Here is a 20437-nt window from a genome sequence, read left to right on the forward strand (position 1 = left end):
ACCAATCAGATCTCTTTTTATTACTTGTACCAATCAAAGTAGAAAGTGCTGCCAACGCCGGGGGTGGATTCGAGCCGGAATTTTCCGCCTTGTTCTTCCACTAACACTTTTAATATATTTAAGCCAACCCCTGTTTTGACGTCGCCCGTTTGCGAAGGCGTATCGTTGACGCCAAATAGCTCGAAAAGACTATCTTGGCCTTCCTGCGTAATACCCGGACCGTTGTCCCTGACGTAAAATTCATAAGCATTAGGCATCTCGTGGCAACCCACCTCTACCAGTCCTTCGGCCTTATCATTATACTTGATTGCATTACTGATCAGATTCTGAAATACCTGCTGTAACTTCAGTTTCCGGGTAAAGAAAGTAGGCATTTCACCTTGGATGTTGGTCTTGATGGTTCGGGGAGGGAATAGCAATTTGAAAATCTGCTCTACCATTTCCTGCACATTGACCTCTTCAACTGTTTGCTCAGCCAAGCTTTTTCGGGAATAATCCAGAATTTCAGTAATCATGTTTGAAAGGTGATAGGTCGCCTTTTGGGACATGTCCATGTATTCCCGAAACTCTTCCTTACTCAAACTTCCGTCCTCGTATTGCATTTCCAGTAAAGAAAGCATACTGATAATGCCGTTCAGGGGTGACTTGAGGTCGTGAGCCACAATGTAGACGAAATTCTCTAGTTGCTTATTGGTTCGGCGAAGAGCATCCGCTGTGTTTTTTAGCTGATTCTGGTATCGGTATAACTTTTCGAAGACACTGACTTTGGCCTGGGTTACACGAATGTCAAGGGGTTTCTGGAGGTAATCAACTGCTCCCTCCCCGTACCCTTTCAGGACGTATTGCTGCTCTTTATTGAGAGCGGTAACGAAAATGATGGAAATATCCCGGGTTTTAGGGTTGGATTTCAGGATGCGAGCTACCTCGAATCCATCCATTTCGGGCATTTGTACGTCCAGCATAATAAGCCCGATCTGGGGGTTACGCAGAACTATTTTCAAAGCCTCATTTCCTGATAAAGCTTTTATAAAAACCCGATTATTCTGTGCCAACATTTCTTCCAGCGAAATCAGGTTTTCTTCCCGATCATCTACCAGAAGAATGACAAAATCAGTTAAGGAATCGGTATTGGTCATGAGGTAACTTATAGATTTATATAGAAAAAAGAGAGTTTATAAGCTCCGAAGGCTTCACTAAAGTCGCGTTGGGAACTAACTGGAGGCCTGCCAGGGGCATAGCCGGAAATGAACTGAATGCAGGGTTCTGAATAAAGGCCTGACCACCCATTTTAGCCAAATGAGCCAGGCCTTCGGCTCCGTCATGATTAGAGCCACTCAGCAAAATTCCGGCGGCCCGATGGGCATACACATCGCCGGCACTTTCAAACGTAGGGTCCAGAGAGGGCCTGCTGTAATGGATGGTTTCCGAATAATCCAGACTAACACTTCGGTTATCTTCTTCCAGTAAATGATAATTCTGAGGAGCCAGATAAACCTGATTCGGTAGAATCGGGTCTTTATCGTTCGGCTCGATAACCTTCGTATGTTTGTTTAAACTCAGCACCTTATCCATTTCACTGGGGCCGGATTTTTGTCGATGCAGCACCAGTATCAGGGCAAAAGGAAAGGTTTCAGGTAATTGTTCGAGGAATTTTAAAACCACCGGAAAACATCCCGCTGAACCGCCTATCACGACTATTTCCGGTAGTATTTTCGTTCTCAAATCTACGGACGTTAGCTAGCTTTTACGTCTGAAAATCTTGGCTTCGTCTTTAATGGTATCAAATTTCGGACGTACATCCATAAATAACAAGGATTCTTTCATCCCCAGGGCCATGTATCCCAGCGGGACCAAACTGTCGTAAAACAAGTGCAAAACTCTGTTTTGTAAAGTCTTGTTGAAATAAATCAAAACATTTCGACAGCAAATAAGCTGAAATTCATTGAAAACCTGATCGGTTACCAGATTGTGTTGCGAGAAAAGTACGTTTTTCAACAAACTGGAATCCAGAATAACATGATCGCGTTTAGCTTCGTAATAGGACGAAAAATCCTCCGTTCCGCCCGAGCGTAGGTAGTTCGCCGTGTACTCTTTCAGGGCGTTCAGCGGCATAATGCCCCGGCGGGCTTTTTCAAGATTCGCCGGATTTAGATCCGTTGCATAAATGCGGGTTCGGTCGAGTAAGCCAGCTTCCTTCAACAGAATCGCCATGGAAAAAACTTCTTCGCCCGTAGCACACCCGGCGTGCCAGATTTTAATAATCGGGTAGGAGGCCAGCCGTGGAATCACCGTTTCTCGCAGGGCCTTGTAAAAAATTGGATCCCGAAACATCTCGGTAACATTTACCGTCAGGGTTTGCAAAAACCAGTTAAAAAACGAAGGTTCGTTTAGTAAATGATGCTGCAAGTCGGAAACGGTTTTCACACTAGCGGCCTGCATGCAATGCTTGACCCGCCGGGTGAAAGAAGCTCGGGAGTAATCTCCAAAATCATAGCCGTATTGTTCTCGTATAATCTGAATAATATCGTCTATTTGTTCCGGTAGAATATCAATCCATTCATTCATAAATCGCTTTGGCTAATGCTTTTTCACAAGCCAACAGCTGGGTTAACCTTGTGAAAGCCAGACTCGTATTAGGGATAATAATTGTTTACTGTCAATGGGTTTAGTAATGTAATCAGAAGCCCCAGCCTCGATGCACTTCTCCCGATCTCCCTGCATAGCCTTGGCGGTCAGGGCAATGATGGGCAGTTTCTCGAAACGTTTGTTGGCCCGGATGTGCCGCATGGCTTCGTACCCGTCCATTTCCGGCATCATAATGTCCATCAGCACCAGCGTTGTATCGGGGTTATCTTCCAGCGATTCCAGCGATTCCCGACCATCACCAGCGGTAATCACATGCATTTCGTGTTCTTCCAGCAACGTGCTCAGGGAGAAGACATTCCGCATGTCATCATCGACCACCAAGATCTTTTTGCCCTTCAAAGCTTTTTCAGGAATAATGGCCTGAGCTTTGGGTAATACCGGCGGATTTTCTACTTTAAACAAAAACAGTTCCAGCTCGTCGAGCAGACGATCTTTAGCCAATTGGGAGTTCCGAATAATGACGTCTGACACCTTTTTCAATTTGGCTTCGTCGGCAGGTAATAAATCCTGATTCATGAATAAAATGGTCGGAATCCGCCGCGTACCCCGGGCTAGCTGAATGGACTGAAGGTTTTGAAAAGATTTTTCAGCCGAATCGCCTGCGTCCACCAGAATACTATGGAAATCCTGATTCATTAATCGGTTACAAGCTTCTTCAAGGGTGGTAACAAACTGCGTATGGATGTGATAGTCACGCTCTTCCAGCCATTTGCCAATGGAATTTTCCAGGGTTTTATTCTCCGTCAGAATCAATAACTTCTTCTCGTTGGAAGGAACCTCATCCGCAAACTGAGTAAATACTTCATTCAATGTATCATGAGCGGAGGCTTTATTCGTATAAGTTTCGGCCCCTTCGATTACTTCCCGTGGCTTGTCTTCCGAGGTAATGATATGAACGGGGATGGGTTTGAGAAGAGCATCACTTTTGAGGTATTTCAGCACTTCCCAGCCGCTAATGCCGGGTAACTGAATATCCAGTAAAATGGCTGACGGGAAAAATTTGCGGGCGTAATACAGCCCTTCTTCACCACTAATAGCCACGATGGTTTTATACCCTTTGGTACGGACGTAATCGCGTAGTAAATGAGCAAAAAGCGGATCGTCTTCAACGATTAAAACACTTCGGTCATGCGACTGGATCGAATCCCGGTCATCATGCACTACGTCCTGCTCTGTTCGGTGTTCAGGGAAAGTGACCTGTTCCAGCTCTGCTTCTTTTTCGGGAACGGGAACAGGCGTAGAGGCTTTGTAAGTCAGGGAAGGCAGGTAAAGTGTAAACTTACTTCCTTTGCCGACCGTGCTTTCTACGCGAATTTCCCCACCTAGCAGATGAGCCAGCTCTTTGCAAATGGATAATCCTAAGCCCGTTCCGCCGTATTTTCGGTTGGTTGAGCCATCGGCCTGCTGAAAGGCTTCAAAGATTAACTGCTGTTTTTCGGCGGGAATACCAATGCCGGAATCCTGAACACTTAGAGCCAGGACTTCACGGGCTTCGTTGAGGTTATGGGTAAAGAAACCACTGCGGGGTCGGATCAAATCAATGCTAAACTTGATCGTGCCTCCTGCTGGCGTAAATTTGAAGGCATTGGAAAGTAAATTCTTAATAATCTGCTCAATGCGTTGCTGATCGCTGGCAAAACTTTGTGGAGCCACTTCCCCACGAATGGCCTGGAACTGAATACTTTTTTCATCAGCTAATGCACCGAATAATTCCTGCATATTTCTCAGGATGTGAGCCGAATATACTTCCTCCTGAATAACGTCGACTTTCCCTGCTTCGATTTTCGATAAGTCCAGAACATCATTAATCAGGGTTAACAAATCATTACCCGATTTGAAAATGACCCGGGCGTGTTCCACCTGTTTTTCTGTCAGGTTACCGGGCTTATTATCCGCCAATAAACGGGCCAAAATCAGCACACTGTTCAGCGGTGTACGTAACTCATGCGACATGTTAGCGAGAAATTCCGACTTGTATTTACTCGTCATTTCCAGTTCACGAGCCTTAGAGGCGAGAGCCTGTCGGGCCGATTCCATGGCTTCGTTACGCTCTTCGAGTTCAGCGTTAACCTGCCGCAATTCTTCTTCCTGTACCCGCATTTCCTCTTCCGAAGCTTGAAGAGCTTCGGTTTGACGGGTTAATTCTTCATTCGTTTCCCGCAGGTAGTTCTGCTGGTCTTCCAGTACTTTCTTCTGCTCCTGAACCTGCGTAAGTAACAGATTATTGGCCTCTTGAATCAAACTGGCATCCAGAGCAACGGCAATGTTATCTTCTACCGTTTGTAATAAAGCCAGAGCCGCCTCACTGAAAGGCTGGAACGAAGCTAGCTCAATGATACCTTTTAGTTTATGATCTACCCATAAAGGCACAAAGACCAATTCTCCCGGAAGAGCCGAACCTAGCCCTGCTTCCAGACGCCAGAAGTCAGCCGGAACCTGATTCAAGTGTTGTAAGTGCTTACGCTGAGCAGCTTTGCCAATTAACCCGGCTCCTAAAAGGTATTCGATAGGAGCATTCTGAGGAAGACCAATGGCGGCTTTGCGTAATAATTTATCTCCCTCAACCACATACAATGATGCAGCCTGAATATTCAGGTATGAAACCAACTCATTAATCACCGTATTCGTCAGGGATTCTGTATTATGCGTAACGTGTAAACTGTCATTAATCATGGAAACGCCCGTTAATAACCAGTTTTTCTGTTCGGCTTCATCGTTAAGTTTGGAAACCACATCCAACTTAAGGCTCAACTCCTTCTGGGTAGCCTGACGTTGTTTTAATTCTGCTAAAATCAAATAGATGAATAAGGAGGCAATGAGGATGGCGATGGCCATGGAAATCAGAATCGTAATGGCCGCCACCCGAAAAGCCGAAGCCTGAGTGGCTTGCCGTTCTTTCAGTAGGTTTTCTTCAATGCTTATCATCTTATCAATGCCCGAACGAATGGCATTGATGCGAGTACTTTCGTCATTGATGGTTTTGAGGTTATGGATTGAATTTTCTGGAAGTGACCAGAACCTAAGGATTGCTTGTAGGGCATCCTCAATTCTGGAAAGGTGAACGGTCTGAGCGGCGTTGTCAGCCATCAGTTGCTCCAACGTCTTGATTTGAGCTTCCAGTTGGTTATGAGCAAGGGTAAACTCCTTCGTGGAGTTTTTATTGAGCGGATTAACCCGTCGATCCCGCTGAGCTACGTGCATTTTCTGAAGTAGGTGGCGGGAGTTTTCCAGGTGGTTGATTGTTTGATAGGTATGGGTAACCCAATCGGAGTCTTCCGCTTGTTTCAGAAACGTGCGATAAGTAAAGACTCCCACCACAATTAATAGGGAAATTCCAAGAATAAAAATTAAATTAACTTTACTTTTAGCAGATATCGAATTCATAAACCAGGCTCTGAGAAGAAAGGATTACTGATGGAAGTACACCATCAGAACGGCAAATTACGCACGAGGTAAACATTTGTGAAGGAAAGCAAAAGGTATTTTAGTAAAATCGTAGAAAATAGGTAGATTGCTGTCTATAATCTGCTCAACGATTATCAATTGCATCTACCGGAGATTATTTTGTATTTAAGTAGAGAATTGATAGTACAAGCGATTCATCCAGCGGATCTGTTGAAGAAATTTTCATGCGTAAACAGCATGATTTTGAAGCATTCAACCAGAAAAGAATCGATTGATCGTAGGCTCTGACCTTGTTCGTATGAATTATAAATCTCCTTCGATAGTAATAGCTGAAGACGAGGCTTTGACGCTAAAGATGTTAACCTATCGTCTGCAAAAAGAAGGCTTTGAAGTACGTTCGGCATCGGATGGCAAGCAAGCTTTGGCATTACTAAGTGAGTCTACACCCGATCTGGTATTGACCGACTTGCTTATGCCCCATCACACAGGTATTGAGGTCTTAACGTATGTAAAAGAGCAGCTGGGGAACGACATTCCGGTAATCATATTATCGGGTCTAGGGCAGGAAGCCAGTGTTGCCGAGGCTATGCGTTTAGGGGCCGCCGGATACCTCGAAAAACCCGTTAATCCCAATGATCTGATTCGTACCATCAGGAAGATAGTACAGGAAGTACTTTCCTAAACACAACAAAGGCCCGATCAATGTCGGGCCTTTGTTATGTTTAGGAAAAAGCAATTAATCACGTAAATCAATCACTTCTACGCCTGGGTATCTGGCTTTATTGAAGGTGAATTGATTATCTGCCACTGCTACATTAGGTGTAAATTTGCTGATTTTGAAATGCTGTACCCGGCCCGATTTATCCGTAATTTGCCAGCCTTTGAGCGTGTTATCTTTCTGAGAAATCGTCAGTCGTACTTTAGATACATTCGAAGACTTCCCTTTGTTTGGCGTTAGGTCAATTACTGCGTTACCAGCTTTTCCTGCTTCCACCAGTTTATAACTGTACCCATTTTTGTAGATGTTGTAAATATTCGCCGGACTGAATTCATTACTGGCCGGATCGTTGGTGGAGATATTCACCTCATTGGCCTCTTTCACGTAAGTAGCCACGGTCTTGCCATCATTAAAAACTTCCTGACCTGCTAGTTTCAGGTGATATTTTCCTCCTTTAGTCGTGATGACTCCCGCGTCTGAACCATAGTTAAAGGCCGCAGTGAAGGAAGAAAAAGACTGATATTTTTTGCTCATGGCATCCAGAATCGCAGCGGCTTTGGCATCCTGGGCCTGGCTAATGATTGGAGAAATGAGTAGGAGGGTTGCAACAAACAGACGTTGAATATTCATGGTATATCGTTTCATGGATTACAGAAAGTAACGGAATGGGCCATTACTTGGTTTTGGGGAAATGTTAAAAATTGTGAACCAACGGATGGTTACACATAAATAGCCACGGACGTTCATCCGTGGCTATTTGAAGTCTTCTGAAAAGAGAAGGATTATAATCGCAATTCTTTAAATAACTCCTCCAGCCGTTCTTCGCTTTGAATCAAAACTTCGCGGGCTTTTGAACCTTCAAAGGGACCGACCACGCCCGTGGCTTCCAACTGATCCATGATACGGCCCGCCCGGTTATACCCGAGTTTCATTTTCCGTTGAATCAGAGAAGTAGAGCCTTGCTGATGAATAACAATCAGTCGGGCCGCGTCTTTATACATCGGATCGAGCTGAGCAAGATCTACATTTTTCTCTTCATTACCGGATTCGTCACCCTCAAATTCAGGCAATAAGTAGGCATCCGAATACCCCTGCTGTTCGCCAATGAAATCGCAAATCGCATCTACTTCGGGCGTATCCACGAAAGCACATTGCAGACGCGTCATGTCTGAGCCTTGCAGGAAGAGCATATCGCCCTGGCCTACGAGCTGATCTGCTCCGCTGGTATCCAGAATCGTCCGAGAATCGACTTTCTGGGTTACCTTGAAAGACAAACGAGCCGGGAAGTTAGCTTTGATTTTACCCGTAATAATATCCACCGAAGGACGCTGCGTAGCAACAATCAGGTGAATGCCAATGGCCCGAGCCAACTGAGCCAGACGAGCAATGGGCGTTTCTACCTCTTTTCCCGCAGTCATCATTAAGTCCGCTAGCTCATCAATCACCAACACGATGTACGGTAGAAAACGGTGCCCTTTTTCGGGATTCAGGCGACGTTCAATGAACTTCTGATTGTATTCTTTCAGGTTCCGGCAACCGGCATTTTTGAGTAACTCATACCGCGAATCCATTTCCACGCAAAGCGAATTGAGCGTATAAATAACTTTCTTGGTATCTGTAATAATAGCGTCTTCCGTACCAGGTAATTTCGCCAGGAAGTGTCGCTCGATTTTACTGAACAAACTTAACTCCACCTTCTTCGGATCGACCAATACCAGTTTGAGCTGAGAAGGGTGTTTTTTGTAGAGTAAAGAAGCCAGAATAACGTTCATCCCTACGGACTTACCCTGTCCGGTAGCCCCGGCAATGAGTAAGTGAGGCATCTTTGCCAGATCGGTTACAAAGATTTCGTTGGAAATGGTTTTGCCTAGAACCACAGGTAACTCAGCCGTTGATTTCTGGAATTTCTCGCTTGCCACTACCGCCCGAATACTAACCATTTCGCGGTTTTTGTTCGGAACTTCAATGCCAATCGTTCCCTTTCCGGGCATCGGAGCAATAATCCGAATTCCCAAAGCTGCCAGCGACAGGGCAATATCATCTTCCAGCGACTTAATCCGGGAGATTTTTACCCCTGCCGAAGGAATGATTTCATACAGGGTAACGGTTGGCCCTGGCGTAGCTTTAATACTGGCAATACTGATGCCGTAGTCACTCAGGGTGCGAACGATGGTATCTTTTTTCGACTTTAATTCCTCCTCCGAAACCTGAGCTTTATCCGGGGCATATTCCTTCAACAGGTCAACTCCTGGATACTCATACCGAGCCAAATCAAGCGTTGGATCGTATAAACCCAGTTCCTTGATTAGATTTTCGTTGGGCTTGGTATCGAGTTTTTCAATTTTCTTCTGAGGTAATATTTCTTCTGCCGGAACCTGTTCAATGATAAAATCTGGCTCGGCATTTCCTGCCTTGGGGGTGGATTTATTCCCGCTACCATTAACCGTTACCGGAGGAACATAGGCTTCTACTTCCTCGAAAGCAGGCTCCGGTTCGGGCTCAACTTCAGGTTTCAGCTCTACGGGCAGACGAACGGGCGTTTCCAGCACCCGTCGGGCATCCTCAGCCAGACGATTTACTTTTTCCAGCTGAATCTGCTCCAGATCCTCTTCGGGTTCTTCTGGCTCCGGTTCTTCTTCAATTTCTATTTTGGGTTCCACCGCAAACGGTATACGGGGGGCAGGTTTAGGAATTTCCTTTGCAACCGGAGTGGGTTTTTCTGTTTCCGGTTCTAGTTCTTCTTCTTCCTCTGTTTCTTCTAATTCCTTGAATAAATTTTTAAACGGATTACTAATGCTGGGCTTCGGAACCTTCATTCCTTCGACTTTCTCGGCAACGTGTTCCAGTGAATCAACCCGGTAGAAATAAATCACAAAAACAAACAAGCTTGCCGCAATGACTGCAATAGAGCCCCAACCAATTAAATTATACAGTAACTGGTTGATTAATAGGCCAATGCCGCCGGAAAGTGTGCTGAGGTTTGCCTGAGAATTGGAGTATAACACCACAAAGCCCAGAACTGAACTAACCCAGAGCGTATAGAAAATGGCCTGATAGGTTAACCGCTTTAACGGAAAAATTTCCCGGGCAAAAGTCATTTTTATACCCGCCACCAGTAATACCGGAATGATCAGAAAAGAAGCGATTCCGAACCATTGGAACACGAAAAAATGAGCAACAACGGCTCCGGTTAAACCCAGCCAGTTTTGTACTTTTTGCCCGGATTCGTGAATGGAGGTCTTGAAAGCAGAGCCCACAACGCTCTGATCGGCCTCACCCGAAATGAGGTACGAGAAAAAAGCCAGAAACAGTAATACCGAAAGTAATATGGTCAATCCTCCTACGACCAGCCGCGTACTGGGTCCAGGGGCTTTGGGCTTAAAGCTTTTAGCGGCTAGACTAGCTGGTTTTGAGGAAGATTTTTTAGCAGAATCTACCTTTTTTGCCATGTATGGATACTAATAATAAAGCGAAACCCTAGAAATGAACTAGCGTTATCAGTGGGAGGAACGGTCTGATTTAAGATCGAAAATTTACAAAAGTAAACTGGCGAAATGAATTTATGTTCCAGATAAATTTTAATTAAGCGGGATTCTGTAGTAAATACTTACAAATTCGCTTCACCAGACCCGGGCCTTCGTAAATGAAACCCGTATAGACCTGTACCAAACTGGCTCCGGCCTGAAGTTTTTCCCAGGCATCTTCCGGTGAATGAATCCCGCCAACGCCGATGATGGGAAACGAGCCACCTGAGTGCTGGTGTAAGTAACGAATGACTTCCGTAGAACGATTCCGAACGGGTTTACCGGATAATCCGCCTGCTCCGATGCTTTCAATTACGGAAGCAGGCGTTTTTAGGTTTTCTCTGGAAATCGTCGTGTTGGTGGCAATGACTCCGGCAATGCCGCTGGTTTGTACAATTTCAATGATATCATCCAACTGACTATCCGTCAGATCTGGAGCAATTTTCAGCAGAATAGGCTTGGGTTTGGCCTGTTTCAGGTTTTCTGTTTGCAGGGTAATTAACAATTCCGTCAGTGGTTCTTTTTCCTGAAGGGCCCGTAAGTTAGGCGTATTGGGCGAACTTACGTTTACCACAAAGTAATCCACCGTTTCCTTCAAATCGTGAAAACAGGCCAGATAATCCTGAACGGCATTTTCGTTGGGCGTTACCTTATTCTTACCAATATTTCCGCCAATTAATACCTTACTTTTCCGGCGTTTGAGTTTCTCGGCAGCTACCCGGGCTCCTTTGTTATTGAAACCCATGCGATTAATTATACCCTGATCAACTTTCACGCGAAACAAACGAGGCTTGTCATTACCGGGCTGAGGGCGGGGCGTTACCGTGCCCATCTCAATAAATCCAAAACCCAGGTCTGCGAGTTCGTCTATCAATTCGGCATTTTTATCGAACCCAGCTGCTAGTCCAACGGGGTTTGGAAAGCGTAATCCGAAAACTTCGCGTTCCAGCCGGGGATCTTTTATCGTAAAAAACTGACGGGTTAATGCGGATACAAAAGGTATCTTGGCACTAAATTTCAGTACGTTGAATGTAAAGTAATGAACCTGTTCAGGATCGAAGCAGAAGAGAATGGGGCGAATCAGAGCTTGGTACATGGGACAAAAATACGCACTTTGTAGCTATGAAATCGTTGTTAGTGCTTTTCGTTTTAGTGACTTTTCCTAATTTTCTCTTTGCCCAGGGAACACTCAAGGGCCGGGTAATTAATGCTGAAGACCAGAAACCCCTGCCTTTTGCTAATGTTTTTCTGGCGAACACTACTAAAGGAACGACTACTTCTGATGCGGGTGCATTTACCCTGACCCAGATTCCCGCCGGAACGCAGGAGTTAGTGGTTTCTTACGTTGGTTTTCAAACGCAAACGCTTCGCATCGAAGCCAATAACTCAGAGCAAAGCCTGGAAATCAAGCTCAAACCTAACCCTAATCAGTTAGCAGAAATTAAAATTAAATCAAAACTAGACAAAAACTGGAATCAGCGTTACGAGCAGTTCACGAGCTTATTTCTGGGAACGACGGAAAATGCCAGAAGAACAAAAATTCTGAATCCTGAAGCGGTCTGGATTAATGAAGATTCAACCAAAACCTGGATAACCGTAGGCAGTCGAGAGCCTCTGCTGATTGAATGTCCGGCTCTGGGGTATCGAATTAAATACCAACTGGAAGGCTTTGCCTATCACCAGAAACAGGGGTATTTAACATACATCGGTTACCCGGTTTACGAAGAAATGACGCCTAAACGAAGCTCTGATTCGACCACCTGGCAAAAAAATCGGGCGATGGCTTACTACGGTTCGTTAACCCATTTTTTGCGATCGATACATGAAGGCAAAATGGAAGAGGCGGGTTTTAAAATTCAGCAAATGGTGGAGTTGAAGAGTTCGCCGCTGAATGCCTTACTCTGGCAGAGTGAAAAACTCAGCAATCCTGTCCTCACGGGCTTCGAACGGTACAAAGTAATTCCCGAATTTCAACCCGCTTCGGCCATTGTGGTTGCCCGGTTGTCTACCAAAGAACAAACTATTTTAAGTTTTCAGGGGGGCCTGCAGGTAAGTTATGTGGAGAAAAAGAATCGAAGTGCTACCGGGGAGGTCAATAGCCGGAGAGACCAGATAAGCGTAGTTGAGTTGATGAGTCAGATGGTAAAGATCAAGCCTAACGGACAATTTTTCCCGGTAATGGACCTGCTGGTTTCGGGGGCCTTTTCGCATCAGAAAGTAGCTGACTCCTTACCGTTTGATTACGTACCTACCGAGTTACCCTGAACGATTCGATTCATTGGGCTGGCAAGAATGTTTTTAGTAGTACAAGGGTCAACTAAATAGAAGGTGGTAAAAATGAATACCTTCATTAATCAGAAGAAACATGGAAACGTATCAGACGCTGGCTCCGGCTTATGTAGAATTACTGCAAAAGGCCATTGGTAATAAAAATAGACTGGAATATTTCAACGAATACCGGGAGTATAAACTCGCGGATTCTCCCTTGAAGCAGTTGATTACAAACGAAAAAGGAGAATTTCTAGAGCTGGCCACGGGGCAGACCATTCCTTTGAATCAAATCATTAGTCTAAATTCTATTTTCTTTCCCGGCTACGAGGATTATCAGGAAGTACTGAGCGTTCGTTGCAGTCGTTAGTGAACGGAGGGAGTTTATTCGAAAAAATACCTTACTTTCGAGGCTATCTCCAGTTGTTATTACCTATTTGACTTATGAAGTATTACCTCGGCATTGAAATTGGTTCGGGCAAGTTACACCTGGCCGTTGCGGATGAGACGAATACAGTTCTGGAACAGATTCGTCACGCTGTCACTCCCGAACAAACGGCGGATGATCATCGAAATTTGTTGGAAACCTCCATTGGGGATTTACATACTCGGTATCGGTTTGCATCGGTTTGCGTGGGTTTTAGTGGCCCGGTAGATTGGCAGCAGGGTAAAACCATTCGATCGTATCGGGTAAATGGCTGGGCTAATTTTGATTTGAGTGACTGGCTGGAAGATATTCTACGGTGTCCCTGTAAAATTGAAAATGATGCAAATCTGGCCGCGTTGGCTGAAGCTTTGCAGGGGTCAGGAAAGAATTATCCAACTGTTTTCTACTTGAAATTGGGATATGGCATTGGGGGAGGATTGATTCAAAAAGGCCAGATTTACCACGGTGCCCGACCCGGAGAATCTGAAATTGGAAAAATACGTCTGGATCGCTCAGGAACGACGCTTGAGAATGTAGCTTCTATTCGGTCGATCGTAGAAAAAATCAAGACAGAAGTAACAGAACATCCCGATACAGATCTTGCAAAAGCGTTTTCTGAAAACAACGTAAACGATTACCTAACCAAGAACATCGGGCAGGATGCCTGGGCAACGCAGGTAATGCAGGAAACGGCAGATCATCTAGCTTTTGGACTTTCGCACGTGATTCATTTATTACACCCTGATCTGATTATTATCGGCGGTGGTTTCTTGCCCCTAAGCGATCATTTACGATCGGTTATTGAAAAGATATTGCCCACGTATGTAGTAGAAGCTTTCCGTCCCTTACCTAAACTTGCCATGGCTCAACTAGCCGACGAAGCGGTAGTTCGCGGGGCATTATTGGTGGCTCGGCAGAATAGTTACCTTTAGCGTTTGGAGCGGCCGCCGCTGCAGTTTGGGGTTTGGGGTTTGGGGTTTGGGGTTTGGGGTTTGGGGTTTGGGGTTTGGGGTTTGGGGTTTGGGGTTTGGGGTTTGGAAAAGAGAAAATCCGTAAAGATAGAGAAGACGTTTTGAAATGGGAGTATAACCCCGGAGGGGTTTAATATGAATAGCCCCGGATGCCAATCCGGGGTTTTCGTATATTAGGTACATATTCCCGCCTTGGCGGGTGTCCTCACCAGCCATTACTTAAGTGGTTGGTGAGGACACCAACCAGGGAGGAGGGCGGATGATTGCCAATTTGAAAAAGCATAGCAATCAAGCATTCAGGTAGAGACGCGACTTCATCGCGTCTGGGTAAGAGGCGGTTTTTTGTTAAGATTCGAAGGATTACGCATTCCCGCCCTGGCTGGTGTCCTCACCAGCCATTACTTAAGTGGTTGGTGAGGACACCAACCAGGGAGGAGGGCGGATGATTGCCAATTTGAAAAAGCATAGCAATCAAGCATTCAGGTAGAGACGCGACTTTATCGCGTCTGGGTAAGAGGCAGTTTTTGTTACGATTCAAAGGATTCGCATTTTCCGGCCAGACGCGATGAAGTCGCGTCGCTACCAAGAGGGCACTAGATCCCTAGCTACTCCACACAACTTACTTTTGCCAGACGCCATTTTCAGATCAAAACCGTTTTTGAACCAAAATAAGTTTGGATCATTCCGTTTATCCTTTCTGTGCAAGGAAAGACCCGCAGTTCTTTGGGCTTGTTTAATAAAATGCATAGAATTGCCTCATAATCAATCTGCTTATCTCTGACTATCTATGGAAAATCAACCGTACTCTCAAACCCCAATACCCTTGAGTGATCCTGATTCCCGTACCTGGGCGATGCTGGCTCACTTGAGCAGCATTATTGCCAGCTTTCTAGGCGGCATGGCCTTCCTCGGACCGCTGATTGTCTGGCTCATTTTTCGCGAACGTTCGTCCTACGTTGATTATCACGGTAAAGAAGCTTTAAACTTTCAGATCCTGATGTCGATTGTCATCATTGGTGGTGTCATACTCGGCGTTGTTACGTGTGGACTGGGTTTTGCAGTCTTTCCTGTTATTGTAGTCATTGATGTTGTTTTCGTAGTAATCGCTGCGATTAAAGCAAATAATGGTGAATACTACAAATACCCCTTTAACTGGAGAATCGTCAAATAATTAGCCAGTGAGGGCATAAAAAAAGAGCCATCGGTGTAAACCGATGGCTCTTTTTTTATGGGTAATCAGGAGCAATTATTTTGATTCATTTTGACGAACTGACTGCGGAGCCGAGTTCAGGAAAATGCTGGTTTCGTGACGGCGAATGGCCCAGAAAATACCAACCAAACCAAACAACACGGCTGGAACACTCAGAAGCTGACCAAGGTTATAGGTCATCTGGTCTTCAAACGTTACCTGATTTTCTTTGTAAAATTCGTACACAAAACGAAGTGTAAAAACCACAACCATGAAAATTCCAGTGGTTAAACCCTGTGGTAAATTGGTTTTGTATCGACGCCAGATCAGGTAAAGCACGATGCAGAGAATGAAGCAGGAAATGGCTTCGTATAACTGCGAAGGATGACGCGGCACGGGAGAAAATTCCGTGTTATTAACGAAAATAAAGGCCCAGGGCACACTCGTAGCTTTGCCAACGATTTCAGAATTCATAAGGTTACCCAAACGAATGAAACAACCCGCCAGGGCAACGGTAATGACGATACGATCGGTAATCCAGAAAAAGTGAATTTTTTTGGCTCTGGCGAAGAGATATAATCCCGTAAAAATACCAATGGCTGCTCCGTGGCTTGCCAGACCCGCATAGGGGGGGAGTAACATATCCTTGAACCAACGCCAGGGGTTGGCAAAGAACATGGGATATTCGTAAAAAATATAATGACCCACGCGAGCACCGATTACGGTTGCCAGTACCATGTATAAGGTGAGGCTATCTACCCAGTCTTCGGGTAAACCTTCTTTGCGGAAAATGTGCAGAATGATTCGCTGACCAATCAGAAAACCGAGGGCGAATAATAACCCGTACCAACGAACCGAAAAAGATCCGATGTTGAAAATTTCGGGGTTAACGTCCCAGACAATATAGTTTAACATGCAGAAAGGAGTTTCAGGCGGTAAAAATAGAGGGTATTTCTTAGGTTGAGGCGGCTTTTACCAATTTTCGCTATCTTACTACCACTTTACGCGTAATCTTTCCACGGGTAGCGGTCTGAATTTCAATAAGATACATGCCTGTAGGAAGGCCTTTTAAATCTAAGGTATAACGTTGAGCGGTCACGCGTGTGGCCTGACCCAGCCATTGCCCCAACATACTATAAGCCTGAACCTGAGCTTCAGCGTCGGTTTCAATAACCAGTTGCTGCTCGTAGGGATTAATCGGGTTGGGGTAAATCTTTACCATTTCCGAACCCGTATTCGGCGTAGGCTTTAGCTTTTCAGATTTATTTTTCAGGAAACGTAATCCACCCGTAGCCGTCCCAGCGATCAGATCGGGCAGGCCGTCGTTATCCAGATCTCCGGCAGCAATGGAAGCAGGACCGCTGAGTCGAAGCGAAGTAATACCAGCGATAGAACCTGTGATGGCACTGGTATCCGCCTTTAGCTCCGACTGATTCAAAAAATCATTAAAAACGCTCATCGATCCATTGGAATAGGTAGCCAGCAAATCAGGACGTTCGTCGCCATTGACATCCGCGGAGGTAATGGAAAAGCCCCGGTTTAGGTAATTTTCCTGCAAACCACCATACGTTTTCGTTTCGACTTGGTACACTGGCTGGGTGTTTGTTCCGATATTTCGATGATACTGAATGCTTCCGTAATACGTGCCCAGTAACACATCAATTTTTCCATCACGGTTTACGTCCTGATACACCGGAACTGCCCCAAAGTAATAACCATCGGGCAAGGGTAAGGAAGTTAAGTCAGTACTGTTCAATTGAAAAGCAGCGTTTCGACTGCCTTTATTAGGAATGTAACGAATCATTGAACTCACAAACGTTTCAGCTGTAAAACCCAGATCCGGGATGCCGTCGCCCGTGAGATCGGTTACGAAAACCTTCACCTCCGTAATTAATAGATTTTCTTTACTCTGAATCTGAGCGGCCAATCCAAGGTAATCTTCTGTCTCCAGCACAAAATGAGCTTTCTGAGGCGTTCCCGTATTTCGGAATAAGGCAATTCCTCCGCGATACCCCTGATCTGAACGTACACCAGCGTAACCCACCAGCAAATCCAAATCGCCATCGCCGTCAATATCGGCCAGGGCGGTGGTGGCGTTAGTGCCCAGGTCTACCATTTCATCCTGAAGAAAATTTTCTTTTCGGAAGGTAATCGCAGGTTTAGCGAAGGTGCCAGTGTTTTCATACAACCAGGCCGATTTCCGAAAATTGATTTGTTTCAGTTGATCGTCCTGATAAACGTTAATGGCTGAAATGAAATCTGGTTTTCCATCGAAAGTAACGTCTTCCGCAAAAGAAGAAGGGAAAATATAAAAATCAACGGGGTGGTCATTGGGGAAGTTATAGTCGGCGGAAGCAAATTTGGCCGTTTGCTTCGTACCTACGTTCGGCATATAGGCAATGCGATTTTGGGTCACGTGTCCAAAAAAAATGTCTTTCAGTCCATCGCCGTTAAAATCCCAGAGTAACAGCGTATTCCCCGTATGCTTGGGACGACCGCCGGGGTTGGTAACATTGCTGGTATCGGCACAGTGACTCATGCCTGTGTTACAATCCATATTAAAGCAGATGTCGCCATAGTGTTCCTTAATGAAGTTACCCCAGCAATACCCAATCTTTTGAAAATCAAGCCCAGCCTTGCCCGTTCGCTCGACGCTCATGTTCTGGTGGTATTCCGTAAAGTTTCCCGAAGGATCGAACAATACCAGGTCTATATCGCCATCGCCGTCAAGGTCTTCAATGCCCGGAATATCGGGTGAGGAAATCTGTAGGTTCACTTTTCCGGAAAACCCCTGCGTCATTAGGGGAACAGCGGCGGATTCCCATTTAAAGTTCCCATCGCTGGTGGCTACATTCCGGTACACCTGCACGCCAGCAGTATGGCGGGCGAATAAGTCTTTTCGACCATCCTGATCAAAATCACGCAGCAGCATCCAGCTATCCATCTCTGGAAAAATCGCTTCGTATTGAGGAGCATAACGCCAGACGTAACTGCCTCCCTGAGCTACGGCTACGAAGGTGAAAACTTTACTGGTAGTACGATCAAACACCACCAAATCCTCCACCGTATCCTGATTCAGATGCATTTTGGAAAATTGGGGAGCGTTCAGTCCACCCGCCCAGGCATTAGGAAGCGTACGGCCCTGAATACTTACCTGAGCGGTGGTATCAAAGGCAAAGGAAAAAGTCTGTCCAGAGGTAGAGAACGAAATAAAACAATAAAGCAGCCCAAGGGCGGTTAACAGGTAATGGTTTTTCATTGCATCTTTGTCGAATCAGTAGTAAAACGAACAGAACTCCGGTTTAGCGTTTAAAGTTTAGATTGAATAAACGGCCAGACGCTTCTTCCATACGAATTTCAGATGATGATTACAGAACTTCACCAAAAGTACCTGACTTGCAGCAGTGTTTCGATTGATACCCGTAAAATTGAGCCGGGAGCCCTGTTTTTTGCTCTGAAAGGAGAGAAGTTCGATGCCAATACCTTCGCGGCAAAAGCCCTGGAAAATGGAGCGGCCTACGTCGTGATGGATAACGCCGAATATGCCGTAGATGAGCGTTGCCTGGTGGTGGAGAATACCTTACATGCCCTTCAGAAACTGGCCTTACATCACCGCAGGTTACTTCAGATTCCTTTTATCGGAATTGGCGGTTCGAATGGAAAAACGACGACCAAAGAATTGGTTAATCGGGTATTATCAAAGAAATATAAAACCTTCGCAACGCCCGGAAATTACAATAACTACATCGGCGTTCCATTGACGATCTTGTCCTTACCGAAAGACGCTGAACTGGCCATTATTGAGCTGGGGGCAAATCAGAAAGGGGATATTGATGAGTTAGTTCGTATTTGTGAACCCGGACTTGGCCTGATCACCAATATTGGTAAATCGCACCTGGAGGGTTTTGGTGGCTTGCAGGGCGTTCGTGATGGTGAAGGCGAGTTGTATGATTTCCTCATTAAAACCAATGGTCAGATTTTTGTAGATCAGCAAGACGTAACACTCATGGACATGCTCCAGGAACGTCAGGCTACTGCGGAACGAATCTTGCCTTACCGAACCGATGTCGAACTAGTGGAAAGTAATCCGAATGTCATTTATCAGCAGGGGGAGAATCGGATCGAGACGCATTTAATGGGAGATTATAACTTCATTAACATGCGAGCGGCCATGACGTTGGGGAGCTTCTTCGGAGTAGCGGAAGAGGAGATTCATGAAGCCATTGCGGGGTATGTGGCGGAAAATAATCGTTCGCAGATCATTGAAAAAGGGAGTAACACGATCTGGCTGGATGCGTACAACGCCAATCCGAGTTCGATGGGAGCAGCCCTGAAAAACTTCGAAGCTCTGAAAGCTGAGAAAAAACTGGTGATTTTGGGCGATATGTTTGAGTTGGGCGAAGAAGGCCCTTACGAGCACGAAATGATGGGTAAACTCATCTCCGAATGCCATTTTGATTATGTGTTGCTGGCAGGCCCATTGATGCAACACGCCCTGAAATACTTACCCCGGGCGTATTACTTCCCCGATAAATTCGGTCTCCATGTTTGGCTGGAAGAACACCCCATGACAGACACCCATTTCCTCATTAAAGGTTCAAGGGGTATGGGGCTGGAAAGTACGCTGGGAATGATTCGATGAGTTGTCAGTTGTCAGTTGTCAGTTGTCAGTTGTCAGTTGTCAGTTGTCAGTTGTCAGTTGTCAGTTGTCAGTTGTCAGTTGTCAGTTGTAAAGAGAAACCCGTAAAGGTAGGCAAGACGTTTGGAAATGGAGATCTTAACCCCGGAGGGGTTTAATATGGATAGCCCCGGATATTAATCCGGGGTTTTTGTTTCAGGTACAAGCCCCCGCCCTGGCTGGTGTCCTCACCAACAACTAGGCTTTTACTAAGGGCTGGTGAGGATACCAGCCAGGGCGATTGGAGAGACGTTTGGAAATGAGAATACTAACCCCGGAGGGATTCAATATCAATAGCCCCGGTCTGGATGGACCCGGATGACAATCCGGGGTTTTGTTTTAGGTATATGCTTCCACCCTGGTTGGATGGGCGGATGTAAGAAAAACCGACTCTTCCCAGACGTAATAAAAATCTCTAGAGCATAAAGGCTACAAATCCATGATCTGGTAGGATATAAAATCCCTGGTCATTACCGATAAATAGAAAAACCGACTAGCTAAGCTATTACCTTTACAAAGTCTTTGGCGAGCAAGAACAAATTACCCTACTTTTAGAGTTCAACATTTGATAGGTTCTGGTTAATCACAAAAACACTGGAACTGGTCCAAAG

General features: G+C 45.5%; 15 protein-coding genes. 6 read left to right on the plus strand and 9 right to left on the minus strand.

Going from position 1 to position 20437, the window contains the following annotated elements; translation table 11 throughout:
- Positions 1 to 20: 20 nt before the first annotated feature.
- Genes QE357_RS06955 through QE357_RS06970 form a run of 4 tightly spaced genes read right to left on the minus strand, consistent with a single transcriptional unit; the run spans position 21 to position 6030 of the window.
- Positions 21 to 1136, minus strand: a complete 1116-nt coding sequence (locus QE357_RS06955; protein ID WP_106635445.1) for an ATP-binding protein — start codon at positions 1134 to 1136, stop codon at positions 21 to 23.
- A gap of 16 nt (positions 1137 to 1152) precedes the next feature.
- Entirely contained in the window at positions 1153 to 1722 is a 570-nt protein-coding gene (locus QE357_RS06960) for a chemotaxis protein CheB (protein ID WP_309706513.1), read from the minus strand.
- 15 nt (positions 1723 to 1737) lie between these two features.
- On the minus strand, positions 1738 to 2565 hold the full coding sequence (locus QE357_RS06965; RefSeq protein ID WP_106635447.1) for a protein-glutamate O-methyltransferase CheR: 828 nt from the start codon (positions 2563 to 2565) through the stop codon (positions 1738 to 1740).
- 42 nt (positions 2566 to 2607) lie between these two features.
- Positions 2608 to 6030 (minus strand): response regulator, encoded by a 3423-nt coding sequence (locus tag QE357_RS06970; protein ID WP_309706514.1) that lies wholly within the window; start codon positions 6028 to 6030, stop codon positions 2608 to 2610.
- A 319-nt stretch (positions 6031 to 6349) separates the two neighbouring features.
- Between QE357_RS06970 and QE357_RS06975 the strand changes: the two genes are divergently transcribed.
- Positions 6350 to 6733, plus strand: a complete 384-nt coding sequence (locus QE357_RS06975; protein WP_309706515.1) for a response regulator — start codon at positions 6350 to 6352, stop codon at positions 6731 to 6733.
- 54 nt (positions 6734 to 6787) lie between these two features.
- Here the strand turns inward: QE357_RS06975 and QE357_RS06980 are convergent, their stop codons facing one another.
- The 3 genes from QE357_RS06980 to QE357_RS06990 form a co-directional block, all read right to left on the minus strand.
- Positions 6788 to 7414, minus strand: coding sequence for an outer membrane lipoprotein carrier protein LolA (locus tag QE357_RS06980; protein WP_309706516.1), 627 nt, complete (start codon positions 7412 to 7414; stop codon positions 6788 to 6790).
- Positions 7415 to 7551: 137 nt separating this feature from the next.
- Positions 7552 to 10218, minus strand: a complete 2667-nt coding sequence (locus QE357_RS06985) for a DNA translocase FtsK (protein WP_309706517.1) — start codon at positions 10216 to 10218, stop codon at positions 7552 to 7554.
- Positions 10219 to 10351: 133 nt separating this feature from the next.
- Positions 10352 to 11389, minus strand: a complete 1038-nt coding sequence (locus QE357_RS06990; RefSeq protein ID WP_309706518.1) for a quinone-dependent dihydroorotate dehydrogenase — start codon at positions 11387 to 11389, stop codon at positions 10352 to 10354.
- A gap of 26 nt (positions 11390 to 11415) precedes the next feature.
- On the opposite strand from QE357_RS06990, the gene QE357_RS06995 reads away from it, so the two are divergent.
- From QE357_RS06995 to QE357_RS07010, 4 genes are all read left to right on the plus strand, one after another.
- Positions 11416 to 12558 carry a carboxypeptidase-like regulatory domain-containing protein gene (locus QE357_RS06995; protein WP_309706519.1) on the plus strand — a complete coding sequence of 381 codons (1143 nt, stop codon included), beginning with the start codon at positions 11416 to 11418 and terminating at the stop codon, positions 12556 to 12558.
- Positions 12559 to 12658: 100 nt separating this feature from the next.
- Complete coding sequence (locus tag QE357_RS07000; protein ID WP_106635455.1) at positions 12659 to 12931, plus strand: hypothetical protein; 273 nt, start codon at positions 12659 to 12661, stop codon at positions 12929 to 12931.
- A 74-nt stretch (positions 12932 to 13005) separates the two neighbouring features.
- Entirely contained in the window at positions 13006 to 13920 is a 915-nt protein-coding gene (locus tag QE357_RS07005; protein WP_106635456.1) for an ROK family protein, read from the plus strand.
- Positions 13921 to 14746: 826 nt separating this feature from the next.
- Positions 14747 to 15130 (plus strand): DUF4870 domain-containing protein, encoded by a 384-nt coding sequence (locus QE357_RS07010; protein ID WP_106635457.1) that lies wholly within the window; start codon positions 14747 to 14749, stop codon positions 15128 to 15130.
- Positions 15131 to 15205: 75 nt separating this feature from the next.
- Here the strand turns inward: QE357_RS07010 and lgt are convergent, their stop codons facing one another.
- Complete coding sequence (lgt, locus tag QE357_RS07015) at positions 15206 to 16063, minus strand: prolipoprotein diacylglyceryl transferase (protein ID WP_309706520.1); 858 nt, start codon at positions 16061 to 16063, stop codon at positions 15206 to 15208.
- Positions 16064 to 16133: 70 nt separating this feature from the next.
- Entirely contained in the window at positions 16134 to 18407 is a 2274-nt protein-coding gene (locus tag QE357_RS07020; protein WP_309706521.1) for a T9SS type A sorting domain-containing protein, read from the minus strand.
- A gap of 102 nt (positions 18408 to 18509) precedes the next feature.
- Between QE357_RS07020 and murF the strand changes: the two genes are divergently transcribed.
- On the plus strand, positions 18510 to 19790 hold the full coding sequence (gene murF / locus QE357_RS07025) for a UDP-N-acetylmuramoyl-tripeptide--D-alanyl-D-alanine ligase (RefSeq protein WP_309706522.1): 1281 nt from the start codon (positions 18510 to 18512) through the stop codon (positions 19788 to 19790).
- Positions 19791 to 20437 lie beyond the last annotated feature (647 nt).

The sequence above is a fragment of the Siphonobacter sp. SORGH_AS_0500 genome (assembly GCF_031453245.1).
In the GTDB taxonomy this organism is placed as follows: Bacteria; Bacteroidota; Bacteroidia; order Cytophagales; family Spirosomataceae; genus Siphonobacter.

What these genes read in the sequence shown, in the direction of transcription:
- QE357_RS06955 (WP_106635445.1), bottom strand. Translation starts at nt 1,136, where the DNA reads ATGACCAATACCGATTCCTTAACTGATTTTGTCATTCTTCTGGTAGAT.
- QE357_RS06965 (WP_106635447.1), bottom strand. Translation starts at nt 2,565, where the DNA reads ATGAATGAATGGATTGATATTCTACCGGAACAAATAGACGATATTATT.
- QE357_RS06970 (WP_309706514.1), bottom strand. Translation starts at nt 6,030, where the DNA reads ATGAATTCGATATCTGCTAAAAGTAAAGTTAATTTAATTTTTATTCTT.
- QE357_RS06975 (WP_309706515.1), top strand. Translation starts at nt 6,350, where the DNA reads ATGAATTATAAATCTCCTTCGATAGTAATAGCTGAAGACGAGGCTTTG.
- QE357_RS06980 (WP_309706516.1), bottom strand. Translation starts at nt 7,414, where the DNA reads ATGAAACGATATACCATGAATATTCAACGTCTGTTTGTTGCAACCCTC.
- QE357_RS06985 (WP_309706517.1), bottom strand. Translation starts at nt 10,218, where the DNA reads ATGGCAAAAAAGGTAGATTCTGCTAAAAAATCTTCCTCAAAACCAGCT.
- QE357_RS06990 (WP_309706518.1), bottom strand. Translation starts at nt 11,389, where the DNA reads ATGTACCAAGCTCTGATTCGCCCCATTCTCTTCTGCTTCGATCCTGAA.
- QE357_RS06995 (WP_309706519.1), top strand. Translation starts at nt 11,416, where the DNA reads ATGAAATCGTTGTTAGTGCTTTTCGTTTTAGTGACTTTTCCTAATTTT.
- QE357_RS07000 (WP_106635455.1), top strand. Translation starts at nt 12,659, where the DNA reads ATGGAAACGTATCAGACGCTGGCTCCGGCTTATGTAGAATTACTGCAA.
- QE357_RS07005 (WP_106635456.1), top strand. Translation starts at nt 13,006, where the DNA reads ATGAAGTATTACCTCGGCATTGAAATTGGTTCGGGCAAGTTACACCTG.
- QE357_RS07010 (WP_106635457.1), top strand. Translation starts at nt 14,747, where the DNA reads ATGGAAAATCAACCGTACTCTCAAACCCCAATACCCTTGAGTGATCCT.
- lgt (WP_309706520.1), bottom strand. Translation starts at nt 16,063, where the DNA reads ATGTTAAACTATATTGTCTGGGACGTTAACCCCGAAATTTTCAACATC.
- QE357_RS07020 (WP_309706521.1), bottom strand. Translation starts at nt 18,407, where the DNA reads ATGAAAAACCATTACCTGTTAACCGCCCTTGGGCTGCTTTATTGTTTT.
- murF (WP_309706522.1), top strand. Translation starts at nt 18,510, where the DNA reads ATGATGATTACAGAACTTCACCAAAAGTACCTGACTTGCAGCAGTGTT.